At 56.1% G+C, this 17,170-nt stretch carries 11 protein-coding genes; 4 read left to right on the top strand and 7 right to left on the bottom strand.

The window, feature by feature from the left end:
- Positions 1–150 precede the first annotated feature (150 nt).
- On the top strand, positions 151–1,404 hold the full coding sequence (locus tag P3B99_009255; protein ID WYJ07383.1) for a Gfo/Idh/MocA family oxidoreductase: 1,254 nt from the start codon (positions 151–153) through the stop codon (positions 1,402–1,404).
- Between the two features lie 49 nt (positions 1,405–1,453).
- Entirely contained in the window at positions 1,454–2,761 is a 1,308-nt protein-coding gene (locus tag P3B99_009250; GenBank protein WYJ07382.1) for a Gfo/Idh/MocA family oxidoreductase, read from the top strand.
- A gap of 154 nt (positions 2,762–2,915) precedes the next feature.
- Here P3B99_009250 and P3B99_009245 read toward each other — a convergent pair whose 3' ends face one another.
- Together P3B99_009245 and P3B99_009240 are read right to left on the bottom strand one after the other, a co-directional pair.
- Positions 2,916–3,806 carry a sugar phosphate isomerase/epimerase family protein gene (locus P3B99_009245; GenBank protein ID WYJ07381.1) on the bottom strand — a complete coding sequence of 297 codons (891 nt, stop codon included), beginning with the start codon at positions 3,804–3,806 and terminating at the stop codon, positions 2,916–2,918.
- A gap of 84 nt (positions 3,807–3,890) precedes the next feature.
- Entirely contained in the window at positions 3,891–6,446 is a 2,556-nt protein-coding gene (locus tag P3B99_009240) for a right-handed parallel beta-helix repeat-containing protein (protein ID WYJ07380.1), read from the bottom strand.
- A 119-nt stretch (positions 6,447–6,565) separates the two neighbouring features.
- Between P3B99_009240 and nhaD the strand changes: the two genes are divergently transcribed.
- The gene (gene nhaD, locus P3B99_009235; protein ID WYJ07379.1) at positions 6,566–7,990 is read left to right on the top strand and encodes a sodium:proton antiporter NhaD; all 1,425 of its coding nucleotides are present in this window, start codon (positions 6,566–6,568) and stop codon (positions 7,988–7,990) included.
- A 130-nt stretch (positions 7,991–8,120) separates the two neighbouring features.
- The gene (locus P3B99_009230; GenBank protein ID WYJ07378.1) at positions 8,121–8,789 is read left to right on the top strand and encodes a potassium channel family protein; all 669 of its coding nucleotides are present in this window, start codon (positions 8,121–8,123) and stop codon (positions 8,787–8,789) included.
- 16 nt (positions 8,790–8,805) lie between these two features.
- Here P3B99_009230 and P3B99_009225 read toward each other — a convergent pair whose 3' ends face one another.
- The 5 genes from P3B99_009225 to P3B99_009205 form a co-directional block, all read right to left on the bottom strand.
- Complete coding sequence (locus P3B99_009225; GenBank protein ID WYJ07377.1) at positions 8,806–11,265, bottom strand: right-handed parallel beta-helix repeat-containing protein; 2,460 nt, start codon at positions 11,263–11,265, stop codon at positions 8,806–8,808.
- 198 nt (positions 11,266–11,463) lie between these two features.
- Entirely contained in the window at positions 11,464–11,904 is a 441-nt protein-coding gene (locus P3B99_009220) for a C-GCAxxG-C-C family protein (protein ID WYJ07376.1), read from the bottom strand.
- Positions 11,904–13,655: a phosphomethylpyrimidine synthase ThiC gene (gene thiC, locus P3B99_009215; protein WYJ07375.1), complete on the bottom strand. Its 1,752-nt coding sequence runs from the start codon at positions 13,653–13,655 to the stop codon at positions 11,904–11,906. Before thiC ends, P3B99_009220 begins: the two co-directional genes overlap by 1 nt.
- Positions 13,656–13,658: 3 nt before the next feature.
- Entirely contained in the window at positions 13,659–15,191 is a 1,533-nt protein-coding gene (gene metG, locus P3B99_009210; protein ID WYJ07374.1) for a methionine--tRNA ligase, read from the bottom strand.
- 186 nt (positions 15,192–15,377) lie between these two features.
- Positions 15,378–17,126: a DUF5696 domain-containing protein gene (locus P3B99_009205; GenBank protein WYJ07373.1), complete on the bottom strand. Its 1,749-nt coding sequence runs from the start codon at positions 17,124–17,126 to the stop codon at positions 15,378–15,380.
- Positions 17,127–17,170: the final 44 nt, after the last annotated feature.

Here is a 17,170-nt window from a genome sequence, read left to right as displayed (position 1 = left end):
TTTCGCAAAATCCGAGTCGAAAGGCAAGGCAAATATCAAAATCCGCCAGAAGTCAAAATAGTGCAAAAAAAGAAAAACCCTCTGCAAAAACGCCCGCAAATAACGTTTGCACACGGTGGAATTTACCCTATCAAATAAACAACACTATATATGACGGAGACATTCAAAAAACGCGCGGAGGCTAAAAACGCCGACAAAATCAAAGTGGCAATCGTCGGCTGCGGCGGACGCGGAAGCGACGCCCTCTGCAACATGCTCGCGGCTGACCCCAACATAGAATTCGTCGCCGCGGGCGACGCCTTCCCAAAGCAGATTGAAAAGACGGCGGAAAAGGTGAAAAACTTCGCCCTCAAAACGCTCGGAAAAAAGGACGCGTGGAGGGTAAGCCCCGAAACGTCGTTCGTCGGGCTTGACGCTATCGACAAAATCGTGCAGACCGACGCCGACGTCGTTGTTTTGGCGACTTCCCCCGTCTTCCGCCCCTGCCACATCGAAAAGTGCCTCAAAGCAGGCAAAAACGTTTTCGCCGAAAAGCCGATTGCCATAGACGCCGTTGGACTTCGAAAAATCTACAACGAGCTTATTCCCCTTGCCGACAAGGCGGGGCTTACCGTAATTTGCGGAACGCAAATGCGCTACCACTCCGCGATTGCCGAGGGCGTCGAACGCGTCAGGGACGGTCAGATTGGCGACGTTGTGGGCGGGGTTTTCCTGCGCTATGTGCCGCTGTACCTCATGCGGCAGACGCTCGACGCGCCCGCCGAAAGCCTCCAACCCGACGACGCCGAATACCAGCTGCGCAACTGGCTCGGCTTCCGCTGGACTTCGGGCGACCACTTTGTGGAGCTTTTTGTCCACAACCTCGACATGGCTCTCTGGGCGTTCGGGCAGTTCCCGATTGAGGCGGTAGGCTCCGGCAGCAGGCAGGCAAACCTCGAATGGGGAAAATTCGGCGACAGGCACTCGAACACGCACGTCCAGTACGAATTTGCAAACGGCGCAACCCTCACCGCCGCGTGTCGGCAGGAACCGAACACAACGCCCTACATGCCGTGCAGGGTAATCGGCACAAAAGGCATTCTCGAAATGTCGTTCGGCAGACAGCGCATCACGGGCGAAAAGCCGTGGGTTTCGGAGCACGCGCCGAAAGACGCAATAGTTTGCGAGCACGAAGTTTTGCTCGGCGCAATCCGCAACGGCAAGCCGATAAACACGATGAAGACCTGCGCCGACAGCTGCTACGCGGCAGTCGCGGGAAGAGAATCGGCTTACGCGGGCAAGAGGCTCAAATGCCGCTGGGTGCTCGAAAAGTCGAAGCTCGACTACATGCCCAAGAACCTTTCGCTCGGCGGGAAGGTCGCCCTCCAACCCGTCCCGAACCCGACAGACTACAAGCTAATTTAACAATAAAGAGGAAAAAATGGAAAAATATATGATAAAAATGGAAAAATATATGATAAATAGAAAATCGTTTATAAAAACCGCTGGCGTCGCGGGCTTGGGCTCTGCGCTGCTGCCGAAGTTCTCGTTTGGAGCGGCAAAAGGCTCGGACAAAATCAAGGTCGCAATACTCGGATGCGGCGGGCGCGGGCGCGGCGCAATGGAAAACATGCTCTCCGCCGACCAAAACATAGAATTTGTCGCCGCGGGCGACATCTTCCCCAAGCAAATCGAACGCGCGGGCAAAAGAATAGCGGCATACGCCGAAAATAAATTCGGCAAAAAGGACGTTTGGAAAGTAAGCCCCGACACCACATTCGTAGGGCTTGACGCAATCGACAAAATCGTGCAGACCGACGCCGACGTCATAATGCTCACGACACCGCCCGTCTTCCGCCCATATCACATCGAAAAGTGCCTCAAAGCAGGCAAAAACGTTTTCGCCGAAAAGCCGATTGCCATAGACGCCGTTGGACTTCGAAAAATCTACAACGAGCTTATTCCCCTTGCCGACAAGGCGGGGCTTACCGTAATTTGCGGAACGCAAATGCGCTACCACTCCGCGATTGCCGAGGGCGTCGAACGCGTCAGGGACGGTCAGATTGGCGACATCGTGGCGGGAGTTTTTCTGCGCTACGAAATCGGCTACCTCGAACGCGCGTCGCTCGATGCGCCCGCCGCGAACCTCCAACCCGACGACGCCGAATACCAGCTGCGCAAATGGCTCGCGTTCAGCTGGACTTCGGGCGACCAGTTCGTCGAGCAGTACGTACACAACCTCGACATGGCTCTCTGGGCGTTCGGGCAGCTGCCGGTTGAGGCGGTAGGCTCCGGCGGCAGACAGGCGAACCTCGAATGGGGCAGACAGGGCGACAGGCAGTCGAACACGCACGTCCAGTACGAATTTGCAAACGGCACAACACTCACCGCCGCGTGCCGACAGGAGCCGAACACAACCCCCTACGCGACGTTCAAGGTAATCGGCACGAAAGGCGTTCTCGAAATGTCGTTCGGCAAACAGCGCATTACGGGCGAAAAGCCGTGGGTTTCGGAGCACGCAAAAAAGCAGGCGCTTGTCTGCGAGCACGAAGTTTTGCTCGGCGCAATCCGCAACGGCAAGCCGATAAACACGATGAAGACCTGCGCCGACAGCTGCTACGCGGCAGTCGCGGGAAGAGAATCGGCATACGCGGGCAAGAGGCTCAAATGCCGCTGGGTGCTCGAAAAGTCGAAGCTCGACTACATGCCCAAGAACCTTTCGCTCGACGGAAAGGTCGCCCTCCAACCCGTCCCGAACCCGACAGACTACAAGCTAATTTAGCAACTTAAAGCCCAGCGCATTGAGGGGCATAAAAAAACAAAAAACGGGTCGTACGACCCGTTTTTTTGTGCCGACTTGCAAAAAATCCCCGCGTTGTCGGATAAATGCTACGCGCAAAATCTTCGCGCAGTAGGCAAAATTCCGCGCGCTTTTTTTACGCGTAGTATTTTTTTACAAAGTCCAAGTTGTGTTTGAGAACGTCCTCCATTGCGCCGTCCCTTTGGGGGTTGTGCCCGTGAAGCTCAAACACAAGCCAGCCGTCGTAGCCGACTTCGAGAATAGCGTCGAGGCACGCGCGCATGTCGCGCGGGCAGCCCGAACCGGAATCGAGCCTGTGGCCCTTGTCTTTCAGGTGGATTTGCCCAATCAGACCTTTGAGTTTCCTCATTTCTGGGACGGTCTCGAAACCGTAGTACTGGAAGTTGAAAATGTCGAAATACACTTTGACCGCGGGGCTTCCGACAGCCTCGATTATGCGAATGTCGTCGTCGGCACAAAGCGAATTTTCAAGGCTGAGGTTTACGCCGAGCTTTTCGGCGACGGGCGCAACCGCTTTCAACCTTTCGACGAGCGGCTTGAAAAGCTCCTCCCGAATGCGCTTGTCGCTCCCCTGCATGTTCGCCTTGCCGTAGAACGGAACGAGCACGTCTGACGCGCCGAGCGCGGCGGCGGCCTCCACCGCGCCTATCGTGTACTCGACCGCGCCGTCGGCCGAAACAAATGGCGCGTTGTTGAGCATTGCGGCAGTGCCGGAGCACTGCAAGCCCGTCGCCGCCATTGCCGCCTTGAACGCCGCAATATTCTGCGGAGAGGAAAACTTTGCTGGCGCAAACGGCGCGGAGACCTGAACGCCGTCCAAGCCGATTGACTTGGCGGTTTCGAACGCCTTGGGTCTGTGCGAAGCGTGCAAAGTCCAGTCGCACGCGCTGAATTTAAATGCGGGCTTTTTTCGTCCGCAGCCCGCGAGGATTGCTGGCACCGCGCCCGCCGCAACCGCCGAGCGCGAAACCATTGAAATAAAACTACGTCTGTCGATTTTTTCCATATGTCCGAAAATCATAAGCCGAAAAAAACCCCGCGCAAGGCAAAACTCCGCGCGGGTTTGACAAAAATGCGCAAACTTTGCACTCTATCGACTTTTCGGCTTGAATGCGATGTTGCGAATATCGAACGTGTCGCCGTCGCGGTTCGATGTTTGCATAACCAAGATATCGCCGAAGCTCGACATTGCCTCAGCTTTGTATTCGGGAATCTTCGCCTCGTAGAGCTTTTTGCCGCCGTCAAGCAAAGACACCGTGTACGATTTGTCCGCACCCAACTTGAACGCCATTTCCGCTTTCAGCCACTTGCCCTGCGGAATGTCGAGCAGCCCGTTCGGGGTTTTCAGCTTGCCGTTGGATACCTTGAACGCAGGGCCTTCAAAGCCCGTATTGCCTCTGAGTTCCACGGAGAACGTGGAAGTTTTGTTCACGCGGATTTCGAACGAAAGCGCACCGGTGTCCGCCTTTGCGAGGCTTGCCGAATACAGCATGTACGGAAGGAAATTTTTGCCGTCAGACCGCGCCTTGTCGGTGTAGCGGGCGAAGCGTCCTGTGGAGTCCGACATAACGCGAATATCGGCGTCCTGCGTGAAAATCCTGCCCTTCAAGGGGGGTTCGCCGACTTCGACGTCGCCGAAGTCTTCTAAGAACGCCTTTGTCCAGAGCGGGGTTTTCGGCAGGTTGAGGACGGGCGGAAATTCGTAGCCGTCGAGGATTTCGGCGGCGCGTTTTTTCATGCCGCCGCGCGCGCCGGCGTCGGACGTGTCGAACGGGACGAAGCCGATTTTTTTCACGACATCGCTTTGCGGAATGCCGTTTTTCAGCTTCGGATTGGCGATTATCGAGCCTTTGTCCTGACCGTATTCCGACTGCCATTTTTCGAGCGGCATTCCGAAGAAGTCGGGCGTGCCGTCCTCTTTCCAGTAGAGGTTGCTTGCGAATTTTCCGTTCAGGCGCGTGATAACCTTTTTGGCGTTGCGGAAAACCTCGGAGGGCGAGCGGTAGACCACCACGTTGCGCTCGAACACAAGCTCGTCGGGGTATTTTTCGCCGAGCCTGCTGAGGGCGATTTGCGAAGTTCCGCCGCAGACAAATACGTTGTTGCGAACCGTGTTGTTTTTGCCGTAGTGCTGGTGGTAGCTGTCCTCGGCGACGTCGTGCACATAGTTGTTTTCGACGACGAATCCGCGGCTGCCCTCGTCGTTGTAGATGCCCCAGCCGCCGTAGCGGTGGCGGTAGACGCCGTTGATGTGGTTGCCGCTGATGACCGAGCCCAAGTGCTCGCCGAGCGTGTAGATGCCGCCCATGTCGCAGAGCACGCCGAAGCCGATGTTGAAAATGCGGTTGCCAACAATGCGGTTGTTGCCCGTGTTAGCGGGGGCAAAGCCCCATGTCCAGCCGCCAGAAACGCCTGTGTAGAAGCCGTCGAAAATCGTGTTGTGCTCCACGGAGATGTCGTGGACGTCTAGGTAGAGGACGCCAACGCCCGCCTTGTCGTAGCGTCCGTAGCGGTAGATGATGTTGTCGCGCACGGCTATGTTGCGCGAGATGTCGTTTTTGGAAAGTTTCGGATTCGGAGCGTCGCCTATTCTCACGCCGCCGCAGCCGTTGTCGAAAAATTCGTTGCCCTCAACTATTGCGCCGTTTACGCCGTTTTTAAGCTCCAAGCCGTAGTTGTTTGTGTAGCGCACTGTGTTGTTGAGGAAGGCGAAGTTTTCGGCGTTTTGCACGAATACCGCGCCGCGCACCGAGAACGCCGCCTGCGGCGACTGCCGCCAGTCGGGAGTCGGGAAATGCCCGCAGTGCTCGAAAGTAATGCCCTTGATTGTAAGGTTTCTGACGGGCTTTTCCGCCGATTCCCCCGAAATGTCGAAAAGCCGCGAAAGCTTGGGGGAAACCGCGCGGATATTTTCGGGCGTCTCGCCATTGCGCGGGTAATACCAGAGGGTTTTGTCGGCGGCGTCGAAATAGAATTCGCCCTCCTCGTCGAGCGCGGCAAAAGCGTTGGACACTCTGAAACGCATGTTTTTGTCCCACTTGCTGAGAATGAAATTCATCGAATATTTGTGCTCGACCGGCGGGAGGTCGTTCGTCGTAAACGACGCCGCAAACGGATTTTCCACGAACACCGTAGTGGTCAAGCCGTCGGGGTTTCTTTCGAGGCGCAGAATTTTGCAGCGCGCGTTCATCCAGACCGAATAGAGGTCGAGATACGAGTTCGAAATTTTGTTTTGCGGCACGCCGTCGAGCGATTTGATGTCGGCATTGCGCACCACGAACGAGTTTCTTCCGTACTGCGAATTAAAAAAGCAAAAGCCGTCCTGCGCCGCGTTTGCGCGGACTCCGTTGACGAAGAGAGCCTCGACATTTTCGGCTTTCGTTTTCAGGAATTTGCCGTCGCGAACCCAGCCCGTGAGAAGCTCTCCGCCGCTTACGACGGTTTTGCCGCCGCCGTCGATTGTCGCGCCGCCGAGCGACGAACCGATTTTAACGGGTCTGTCCAAGCGGAATTCGCCCTCCAATTTAATGTATTTTTCCCCCGACGCCGCCGCGTTTTCGAGAATTTCGGACAGGGATTTCCCCGTGTTTCCGAACGCCATTCCCGAAACGGCTACGCCACACAATGCGATAAGCAATGTTCTCATGTCAACAGAAAAACCTACAAAAACAAGCACGCCATGTCAACACAAATTCAAAAATTAAACTTATAATGTTGACTCGAAAATCAACTCAAATAAACCCATGTGTTTGAGAAGAAATTTTTATGGTAAGTTTGATGGTTATAGCATTCGTCGTGGGATACGTCTGCATTGCGGTAGAGCACGACATCGGGATTAACAAGGCGGCAACGGCAATTCTATTGGGCATGACTCTCTGGATTTTGTACATGTTCAGTGGATCGGGCGTAATCATCGGCGAAAACCTCGAAAATTTCGAGCACTTCCTCGCGGAGAACCCCGAATTCTCCGCGCTCAGCAGGGCGAAACAAGCGGTGAAGTTCGTCGCCAACTACCAGATTGTCGAGTACCTCGGCGACTACACGCAGATTATCCTCTACCTCATGGGCGCAATGACGATTGTCGAGCTTATCGACGTCCACGGCGGATTCTCGGTTATAACCGACAGAATCACGACTTCAAACAAGCGCAGACTCCTCTGGATTTTGGCTTTCATGACCTTCTTCATGTCGGCGGTGCTCGACAACCTCACGACCGCAATCGTAATGACAATGCTGCTCAGAAAGCTCGTCGGCGACAAAAGGGAAAGGTGGCTTTTTGCGAGCGTTGTGATAATCGCGGCAAACAGCGGCGGCGCGTGGACTCCCACGGGCGACGTCACGACAATCATGCTCTGGATTGCCGAAAACGTCACCACCGCCCCGCTCCTCCGCGACCTCTTCCTGCCCGCGCTCGCCTCGATGCTCGTGCCGCTTGCGATAGTTTCGAAAATGCTCGATTCGGGCGCGGCGCAAAAGCCCAAACCCGCGGCGGAAAAATCCTCGCGCGAGCCGATGAGCCTGCGCGAGCGCACGGCGATACTTGTTGTCGGCATTTCGGCGTTCGTCTGCGTGCCGATTTTCAAGGCGCTCACGGGGCTTCCGCCATTCGCGGGCGTGCTGCTTGCGCTCGGACTCATCTGGATTCTGGTCGAAATAATCTACAACGGCAAAAAGAACATCGCCCCCGCAGAACAGCTTAGAATACAAAACATCATCGGCAGAATCGACATCACGACAATCCTGTTTTTCATCGGCATTCTGATGGCGGTTGCCGCGCTCCAAAGCGCGGGCGTGCTCAAAACAGTCTCCGAATTTCTCGACAAAAACGTAAGCAACGCGTACATAATCAACACGATTATCGGCATGCTCTCCGCCATTGTGGACAACGTTCCGCTCGTTGCGGGCGCAATGGGCGCGTACTCCATTCCGGCCGCCGACGCACTCGCGAACGCCAAAAACGCCGCCTACCTTGCGAACTTTGCGCAGGACGGCATTTTCTGGCAGACGCTCGCGTACTGCGCGGGGGTCGGCGGAAGCATGCTAATCATAGGTTCTGCGGCGGGCGTAATCGTGATGGGCTTGGAAAAAATCACGTTCATGTGGTACGCAAAGAACATTTCGTTTCTGGCGTTCTTGGGCTACATTTCGGGCATTCTGGTCTACGCCGCGCAAAACGCGATTTTCGGCTGATTGGGTTTTCCGAAAACGCAAATTCCGAAACTCCGCGCTGGCTTCAAACCGCGCGGATTTTTTTGCCCACGCCCTCCGCCGCCCTCCCCGTCCGCGTTAAGCCTGCGCCGAATAGACCGATAAAACACCCATGACAACTGCCGAAGAAAGGCGGGCAAAATGGGAGCCGCGCGGGGCGTGGAACGCGCTGATTCTGTTTTTGTCGGCGTATGTGGTGTTCGCGCTCGTCTACGGATACGCGTCGCCGCAGGATTCGGAGCTTTCAAGATACCTCCGCTACGGCGACACGGTGTCGTGCGCGTTTTTTCTCGCCGACGCAATCATGAGGTGGCTCGCCGCCCCCGACAGAATCGCCTTCCTGAAATACGGCTGGATTGACATTGTCTCGTGCATACCCAACGTCGCGCCCCTGCGCTGGGGACGGCTTTTCGCCGCGCTAAAAATCGTAAGGGCGGTGAGGGCAGTCCGCGCGTCGATGAGGCTTTCGGAATATTTTTTCAGGGACAAAATCGAGAGCGGGTTCGCGGCGGTCGCAACCATGCTGTTTTCGTGCATGGCGGTGTGCGGAATGCTCGTGCTGTCGTTCGAGCGCAACGTTCCGAACGCGCAAATTACCGACGCCGACGCCGCGCTCTGGTGGTGCGCAAACACGATAACCACCCTCGGCGCAAGCGGGCTGAACCCGATTACAACGGAGGGGCGCATTGTGGGGATTTTCCTGATGTTCGCGGGCGTCGGACTTTTTACGACGACCTCCGCCATGATTGTCGCGTGGTTCTTGGGACGCCGAGACTATTAAGCTCGTCTGCGTCGCGCTATTTCGCCGACTCCTTCAATTCGCCGAAAGAAAGCCTGCGAATGTCGAAGTACGCGCCGTCGGAATCAGACGTCTGCGCAACCACGATTTGGGAGAACGTAGTTGCCGCGGCTGCGCGGTACTGGGGAATACGCCCGTCGAAGAGCGTTTTCGCGCCGTCGAAAACTTTCACGGTATACGATTTGTCCGAGCCCGTCCTGAACGTCATTTCTACGCGAAGCCACTTGCCTTGCGGAAGTTTTACGGTGCGCCCGTCTATCGAAAGCGAGCCGTTTTTCACCGAGAACATCGGTCCAGAATAGCCAGTGTCGCCACGGCATTCGACAAAGAATGTCGAAGTTTTGTTCACGCGGATTTCGAACGAAAGAAGGGCGGTTGCGCCGTCCCCAAGCTGGATATTGTAGTTTGAATTGGGCAGATAGCTCGGAGTCTGAATTGAGTCTATGTAGCGCACAAAACGCCCGCTTTCGTCGGCGAGGACAGCGACGTCAAAGCCGTTGTTTTTCGAGAAAACCGTCGGCAGAGTCGGCTTGAAGCCGATGAGAGTCTGCGAGAGGTCTTCGGAAAATTCGCGCGTAAATGGCGGCTGCACGTCGATTTGCTCGACGGGCGAAATCTCGTATGTGCGCATGATTTCCGCGAGTCGCGCTTTCATTTTTCCGCGCACTCCCGCTTTCGAAGTGTCGAATGGGACGAAGCCGATTTTCTTAACGACATCGCTTTGCGGAATGCCGTTTTTAAGTTCGGGATTTGCGATTATCGAGCCTTTGTCCTGACCGTATTTCGACTGCCATTTTTCGAGCGGCATTCCGAAGAAATCGGGCGTGCCGTCCGTTTTCCAGTAAAGGTTGCTTGCGAATTTTCCGTTCAGGCGCGTGATTATGTTTTTGCCGTTGCGGAAAAGCTCTGCGGGCGGGCGGTAGACGACCACATTGCGCTCGTACACAAGCTCGTCGGGATATTTTTCGCCGAGCCTCGTCAACGCGACTTGCGCCGACGAGCCGTACGCGAATATGTTGTTGCGCACCGTGTTGTTTTTGCCGTAATGCTGGTGGTAGCCCTCCTCCGACGTGTTGTGGACGTAGTTTTTTTCGACAATGAAATCCGCGCTGCCCTCGTCGTTGTAGATGCCCCAGCCGCCGTAGCGGTGCGGGTAGACGCCGCTTATTTCGTTGCCCGAAATCGACGAATTTTTGTGCGAGCCGAGCGTATAGATTCCGCCCATGTCGCAAAGCAGACCGCGTCCGATTTCGAAAATGCGATTGTCGGAAATTTTGTTGTTTCGGGTGTTTGTGGGCGCAAAGCCCCATGTCCAGCCGCCCGAAATGCCCGAATAGTGCCCGTCGAAAATCGTATTGTGGGAAAGCCGCACGTCGCTTGCGTCCATGTAGATTATGCCGACACCCGCTTTGTCGTGGCGTCCGTAGGAGTATATTATGTTGTCGGAAACCTCCACGTTTTGCGTGTGCGCAAGCTTCCGCCGCGGATCGACGCCTATTTTTATGCCGCCCGCGCCGTTGTCGAAAAATTCGTTTTGCGAAATCCTGACGTTCTTCGAGCCGTGCCCGACTTCAAGCCCGTAGGTGTTGGTGTGGCGCACGGTGTTGTTTTCGAATTTAAAATTTTCGACGCAGTCGAAATACAGCGCGCCGCCGAGCGAAACCGTAGCCTGCGTGTTCTGACGCCAGTTTGCGGGCGGATTGTGCGCGGAGTGCTCGAAAGCGATTCCGCGAATCGCAAGCCCCGAAAGCGGATTCTTGGGCGACTTCCCGCAAGCCGACAAAATGCGAGTCGCCACGGGATAATACGCCGAAATGTTTTCGGGCGTCTCGCCGTCGCGCGGGTAGTACCAGAGTGTTTTGCCGAGGGAGTCGAAATAGAATCCGCCCCGTTTGTCGAGCGCGGCGAAAATGTTTCCGACGCGCAGCCTCGGATTTTTGTCCCACTTGGAAAGCGGAATCGGCAGGGGGTTGCGGACTTTCAGCGTAGCCGTCTTTCCGTCGGGATTGCGCGTTATATCGAGAAGTCTGCAATGGGCGTTTATCCAAGCCGCGTAAAAATCGACGAGCACTTCGGAATATCTTTCGCGCGGAAGTTCGAGGAGTTCGAGTATATCCTCGTTGCGCATGATGATTGTCGAATCTCCCCTATCATAGACGTGCTTCAACGCGGTTTCAGCGCGGTTTGCGCGCTGACCGTTTACGAAAAGCGACTCGACTTTGTCGGCATCAACCCGCGCTTTCAGGAATTTTCCGTCGCGCGTCCAGCCCGAGATTTTCGCGCCGCCGCTTACGACGGTTTTGCCGCCGCCGTCGAGCGTAAGCCCGGAATGTTTTTCCGTAAGAACAAGCGGCTTCTCCACAAAATACCGCCCCGAAAGCTCGACGCGCTTTTCGCCGCGCCCCGCCGCCGAATCTATTATTTGTTGCAGGCTCTCCGAACCGAAAAGCTGCGGCATACCTAAAACAAGCAACGCCCAAAGAGCACATTTCCCCACTATATTAACGACTGCGGTCATATGGAGATATTAAAACGACGCTCCAAAACCGCGTCAAGCAAAACCGCTTCCGCGCAATTGCTTTGCGGCAAGATTCGGCGTAATTTGTCAAAAAAATAACCGCGCCGAAATCGGGCGGCGCGGCGCAGAAATGCAAATTTACCGCGAAAGGAACTCCCGCGCGAGCGCGTCGGCGGACTCCACCACTCGCAGGCACGGGCGTTTTGCGTAGTATTCCGCCGTGCGGGCGTAGGGAGTCGGCGACATGGGCGCGTCCTTTTGCAGTTTCAGGATTTCGCGGCAGATTATCGATCCGTTCTCCCGCCTGAATTCCTCGGCGAGCTGCTGGGTGCGCTCGTAGATTTTCCGCTTCTTTTCGGGCGAGGCGTCGTCGGACGCCTCTTTCAAGCCGAGCAGCATTGCGCACGCCGAAAACGCGCCGCAGACTTCGCGCATGCGCCCCACTCCGCCGCCCAGAGGCGCGGACAGTTTCAGGGCGGTCGCGGTATCTATGCCGAATTTCGCCGCGTGCGCGGCAAACACCGACTGCGAGCAGTTATATCCGCATTTGAAGAGTTCGCTTGCCCACTTTTCAGCCATTACTCCGCGCCCTCCGACGATTTTGCGAATTTTTCCTTGATTTCAAGCGACGCCCTCATCGAGCAGAATTTCGGCCCGCACATTGTGCAGTGGTGCGACGTTTCGTTGTCGCGAGAGAATTCCTTGTCGTTTTTGCGGCGGAAAGACTCCGCGCGTTCGGGGTCGAGCGAAAGGTTGATTTGGTCGCGCCATCTGAATTCCACGCGGGCAAGGCTCATTGCGTTGTCGCGGTACTGCGCTGCGGGGTGCCCCTTCGCCAAGTCCACCGCGTGCGCGGCGAGCTTGAATGTCACCACGCCCTCGCGGACGTCGTCGCGTTCGGGAAGCCCCAAGTGCTCCTTCGGCGTTACGTAGCAGAGCATAGCCGTTCCGCGCCAGCCGATGAGCGTTGCGCCGATTGCCGCCGTGATGTGGTCGTAGCCCGCGGCGATGTCGGAGACAAGAGGCCCGAGCGTGTAGAACGGGGCTTCGCTACACCAGTCAAGCTCGCACTCCATGTTTTTTTCAATCATTTGGAGCGGAACGTGCCCCGGACCTTCGCACATAACCTGAACGTCGAAGTTCCACGCGCGTTTTGTAAGCTCGCCCTGAACGGCAAGCTCGCCGAGCTGGGCGGAATCGTTGGCGTCGGCGATAGCCCCCGGTCGGAGTCCGTCGCCGATTGAGAACGCGATGTCGTACTGCGACATGATGTCGCAGATGTCGTCCCAGTGTTCGAAGAGGAAGTTTTCGCGGTTGTGGGCGAGAACCCATTTCGCCATGATTGAGCCGCCGCGCGAGGCAATCCCCGCCATGCGCTTTGCCGCCGCGGGAATGAATTTGGAAAGCACGCCCGCGTGGATTGTAAAGTAGTCTACGCCCTGCTCCGCCTGCTCTATGAGAACGTCGCGGTAGACGTCCCAGTTCAAATCCTCCGCAATGCCGCCGACCTTTTCAAGCGCCTGATAGAGCGGAACTGTTCCGACGGGCGTCGGGCAGTTGCGGATAATCCACTCGCGGGTGTCGGTGATGTCCGCGCCCGTGGACAAGTCCATGAGCGTGTCGGAGCCCCATTTTATGGCCCAGAGCATTTTCTCGATTTCCTCCGGAATCGACGACGCCATCGAGCTGTTGCCGATGTTCGTGTTGATTTTTGCGAGGAAATTCCTGCCGATAATTGCGGGTTCAAGCTCGGTGTGGTTGATGTTTGCGGGAATAATCGCCCTGCCCCGCGCAACTTCGTCGCGCACGAACTCGGGGGTAATTTTGAAGTCGGGGCGCTGCGGGAAGCCCGCGTGCTGAATGTAGAGCGAATCGCGCGGGGCGGCGGGCGACATTTTGCCCTCAATGCCGTTTAACAGCGCGAGGTTTTCGCGCAGGGCTACGTACTCCATTTCGGGCGTGATTATGCCCTTCTTTGCGTACGCCATTTGGGTCGGGCGCGTCCCCGCCTTTCCGCGCAGAATCTTTCTGCCGCCGAACGGATTTTTTGCCGACGGCGCAAGCGTGCCGACAACTTCCGCGTCGCCGCGCGAGGCTATCCACTGTTCGCGAATTTTCGGAAGCCCCTTGGAGGTGTCGAAATGGAAGTCGGGGTCTCCCCACGCGCCGCAGGTGTCGTAAATGCGCACGGGTTTGTTGGGGCGGCGCGAGCCGTCGCGCATGCGCGTGGGCGTAAGCTCTACCTCGCAAAGACCCACTTCCACGTTTCCGCCCGCAACCTTTATGTGCTTGCGGTGCGGGTTGTCCAAAAAGAGTTTTTTTATGTCCATGACCTATTCGGCTGCGGGGCGCGGGAAGAGAATTTCCTGCGCTCCGAGTGTTTTGCCTTCGAGAACATTCGACCACTTTGTGTTGCCCTCGAATTTTTCGATTTTCCCCAAGCCCAAAAGCGTGAGGATTTTCTCGGAAACGTTCGGCATTACGGGCGCGAGAAGCACCGCCGAAACGCGCAGAGCCTCCGCCATGTTCGCGAGGGTCGCCGCCAGCAGTTTTTTGTCGGACTCCGCCCCGCTCTTTGCCAGCTTCCACGGCGCGCGCTGTTCGGCGTACCTGTTTATCGCGCGGATAAAATTGAAGGTCTTTTCGAGCGCGATGTGGAACTGCATGCCGTCGTAGAGTTTCAAAACTTCGTCGGCTGTTTCGTCAGCGAGCGTTTTGAGCGACTTCTCGAAATCCTCCTCGACCTCCGCTGCGGGAACGACGCTTTCGCAGTAGCGTTTGCCCATGTTCAGCAGGCGGCTGAGCAGGTTGCCGAGGTCGTTGCCGAGGTCGGACGTGTAGCGCGTGAGGAAGAGGTCGAACGAAAAGTCGGAGTCCTGCCCGACGTTCATTTCGCGCATGAGGAAGTATCTGAACGGGTCTACGCCGAATTTTTCGACCAAGTCGAGCGGGTTTACGATGTTGCCCAGGCTCTTCGACATCTTTTCGCCCGACGACATCCACCAGCCGTGAACCAACAGCGATTTCGGCAGCTCTATTCCCGCCGCGTGGAGCATTATCGGCCAGTAGACCGCGTGCGGCGGAACGAGAATGTCCTTGCCGATAACGTGGAAGTCGGCAGGCCAGTTTTTCGCGAATTCTTCCGTGCCGTAGCCGACCGCCGAAATGTAGTTTACGAGGGCGTCGAACCAGACATAGGTTACGTAGTTCGGGTCGAAGGGAAGCTCAATGCCCCATTCAAGACGCTCTTTCGGGCGCGAAATGCAAAGATCGTTGAGCGGCTCTTTGAGGAACTCCTTGACCTGCTTTGCGCGGAAGCGCGGGAAGATGAAGTCTTCGTTTTTGTCGAGAAAATCTACGAGCCAGTCCTGATACTGGCGGATTTTGAAGAAGTAGTTGCTTTCGGTGATTTCCACGACTTCCCCGAAAATTTCGGGCCATTTGCCGTCAACCCTGTCCTTTTCCTGCAAGAACTGCTCCTGACGCGCCGAGTAAAAGCCCTTGTATTCCGCCTTGTAGATGTCGCCCTTGTCGAAGAGCATTTGGAGAATCTCGCGGACAACCTTGATGTGGCGCGGCTGCGACGTGCGGATATAGTCGTCGTTCGAGATTTCGAGAAGCCTGCACATTGTGGTGAATTTTTCCGCCTGTTCGTCGCAAAATTCCACGGGGGCGACGCCCGCCTTGCGCGCGCTCTGCTGAACCTTTTGACCGTGCTCGTCAAGCCCCGTGAGGAAGTGGACGGGCATTCCCGAAAGCCGTTTGCAGCGCACGATGACGTCTGCGAGGACTTTTTCGTAAGCGTGTCCGAGGTGGGGAGAGCCGTTGGCGTAATCTATTGCGGTTGTCAGATAAAAATTCTTCATTCCTCCGAATATGAACCGATGCGCCGAAATTAAAAGCTTTTTCTATCACAATATCGCGCAACGCGCAAAAAAAATCGCGCCCGCGGTTTCGCATGCCGCAACGGCGGCAAAACCGCAAATTTCCCAGTTTTGGGAACACGGCGCAAAATTCCGAAACGCAACCGACGCGTTGCGATTGCGCCGAACTCAGAAGAAGAATTTGTAGCCGAGCGGCGCAATCTTTTCGCCCCGATATTCGAAGGGCTTTCCGGAGTAGTTGCATACCGATTCCGCGCCGTTGCCGTATTTTGTAATGTACACGTCTTTTGAAATTTCCGAGTGCGATTCCATTGTCTCAAACTGCAATTTGCGCACGGGCTTGTACAATTCGTAAAGCTTGGCGATTGCGGGAATGCGCTCGAATTTGTTTGTGTAGATAATCGGGCGTCCGCCGAACTCCATGAGCCTTAAAATTTTCCTTTTGTCGGCGGTGATGTCCTGCTGCGTGTAGCGGTCGGGATTGTATAGAACAATGCCGTGGTAAACAATTTCCCAAATTGGGAGCACGCGTTTTATCAGCGGGCGCGCTCCTTCGTATTGTATTCTGTTGCCCACATAGTTGCAGTAGTCGAGCTTGTCTATGATGTGGTCGAAACCGCTCTCCGACGAGAATCCGCCGAAGTTTTCCACGCACTTTTGCGCTATTTTGTCTTGGTACTCAGCCGCCTGCTTTGCGTTGATTGCGTGCTTCGGGTTGTAGCACGCATAGGGGTTTACCGCGGTGAATACGTCGATGTAGTGCGGGCCTGTGAAGCCGAGCCGCTTCATGTCGTCGAGCTGGCGCGGCAGAAAGTTGTCCCATGCGTATTTCAGGCAGAGATTGTACGCCCTGCCCCCGCACCAAATGCCGTTCTTGGCAAGAGTGCCGTCGGGATTGCGGCAAACCATGTCCTCGGTCCAAATGCGCGAGCACGAATAGCAGTCGGTGCTGTTTGTGTGGGCGGAAATGAGGTAGCCCATGGCACGGACGGCGGCGGTAAATTTTTTCAGCCCCTCCTCGCCGCCGAGTTCGGCGTCAATCGGGAAGATGTCGGGAAAGCGGCCGTCGTAGCCGCCGCTCTGCCAGCCCGCCGAGCAGAACGTCGCCTTGTCTATGCCCGCGTCCCTTACGGCTTTTACGAATTTCACGGAGTCCTCGAAATTCAAAAACACTTTCATGGGAGGCTCGTCCGCCACAGTGTAGTGCTCTTTTTTGCCCTCCTTCGGCTTTTGCTTGGCGGCGTGGTACTGGATTCTTATCGGAATGGAATCCGCCTGATACGCCAAGTCGGGACGCTCCTTCACGCGGTCGCGGAGAAGCCTGCACGCGCCGCGGTCGAGCTGGTACTTGCGGTAGAAACGCGCAATTCCGCTGTAATTTGCGTCGTTGCCTTCCAGCTTGTAGTAGTCTATTATAATGTCCTCGTAGGGCTTGATTCCCGGGGTTTTGTAGAGGTCGGAACGCATCGAGAGCGTGTATTTGCCCTTGTCCGCCGACACCCGCGTGAACAGCCCGAAACGGAATCCCTTGACGATTCCGATGTACGTTCCGCGCGGAGTCTGGATTCCATAGAACGGCATGATGAGACTTTTGAACGAAAATACGCCCTTGTCGGAATCGAAAACGCCGTACTCGCCGCGCGGGAAAAGCCAGAAGCCGTCCTCGCCCTTTTGCGCGGTAAAGTTTTGGTGTACGATGTCGAGCAGCTTTGCGTCGGACGGCACGGAATCGGCGGGAACGACAAGACGCGCCGCGCCGTCGGGCATGTTTTTGAGGGCGACTGTCCGCGACTCCACCGTGTTGTCGTTTTTAGTAAAGCTCACCACCGCGACTTCGCCGCGCGGGGACGGCGCGGCGCACGCGCCCAAAACCGCGACAAGCAACGCCGCCCGCAAAATAGCTTCTACAAATTTCATAATAACGCCCTCCGAGATGCTGGTTGATTTGCTAAATGCGCTAC

This window comes from Opitutia bacterium KCR 482, from assembly GCA_029269845.2.
GTDB lineage: Bacteria > Verrucomicrobiota > Verrucomicrobiia > Opitutales > Intestinicryptomonadaceae > Merdousia.
Note: the sequence above shows the minus strand (reverse complement) of the source record. Positions and strands in the feature narration are given on the sequence as shown.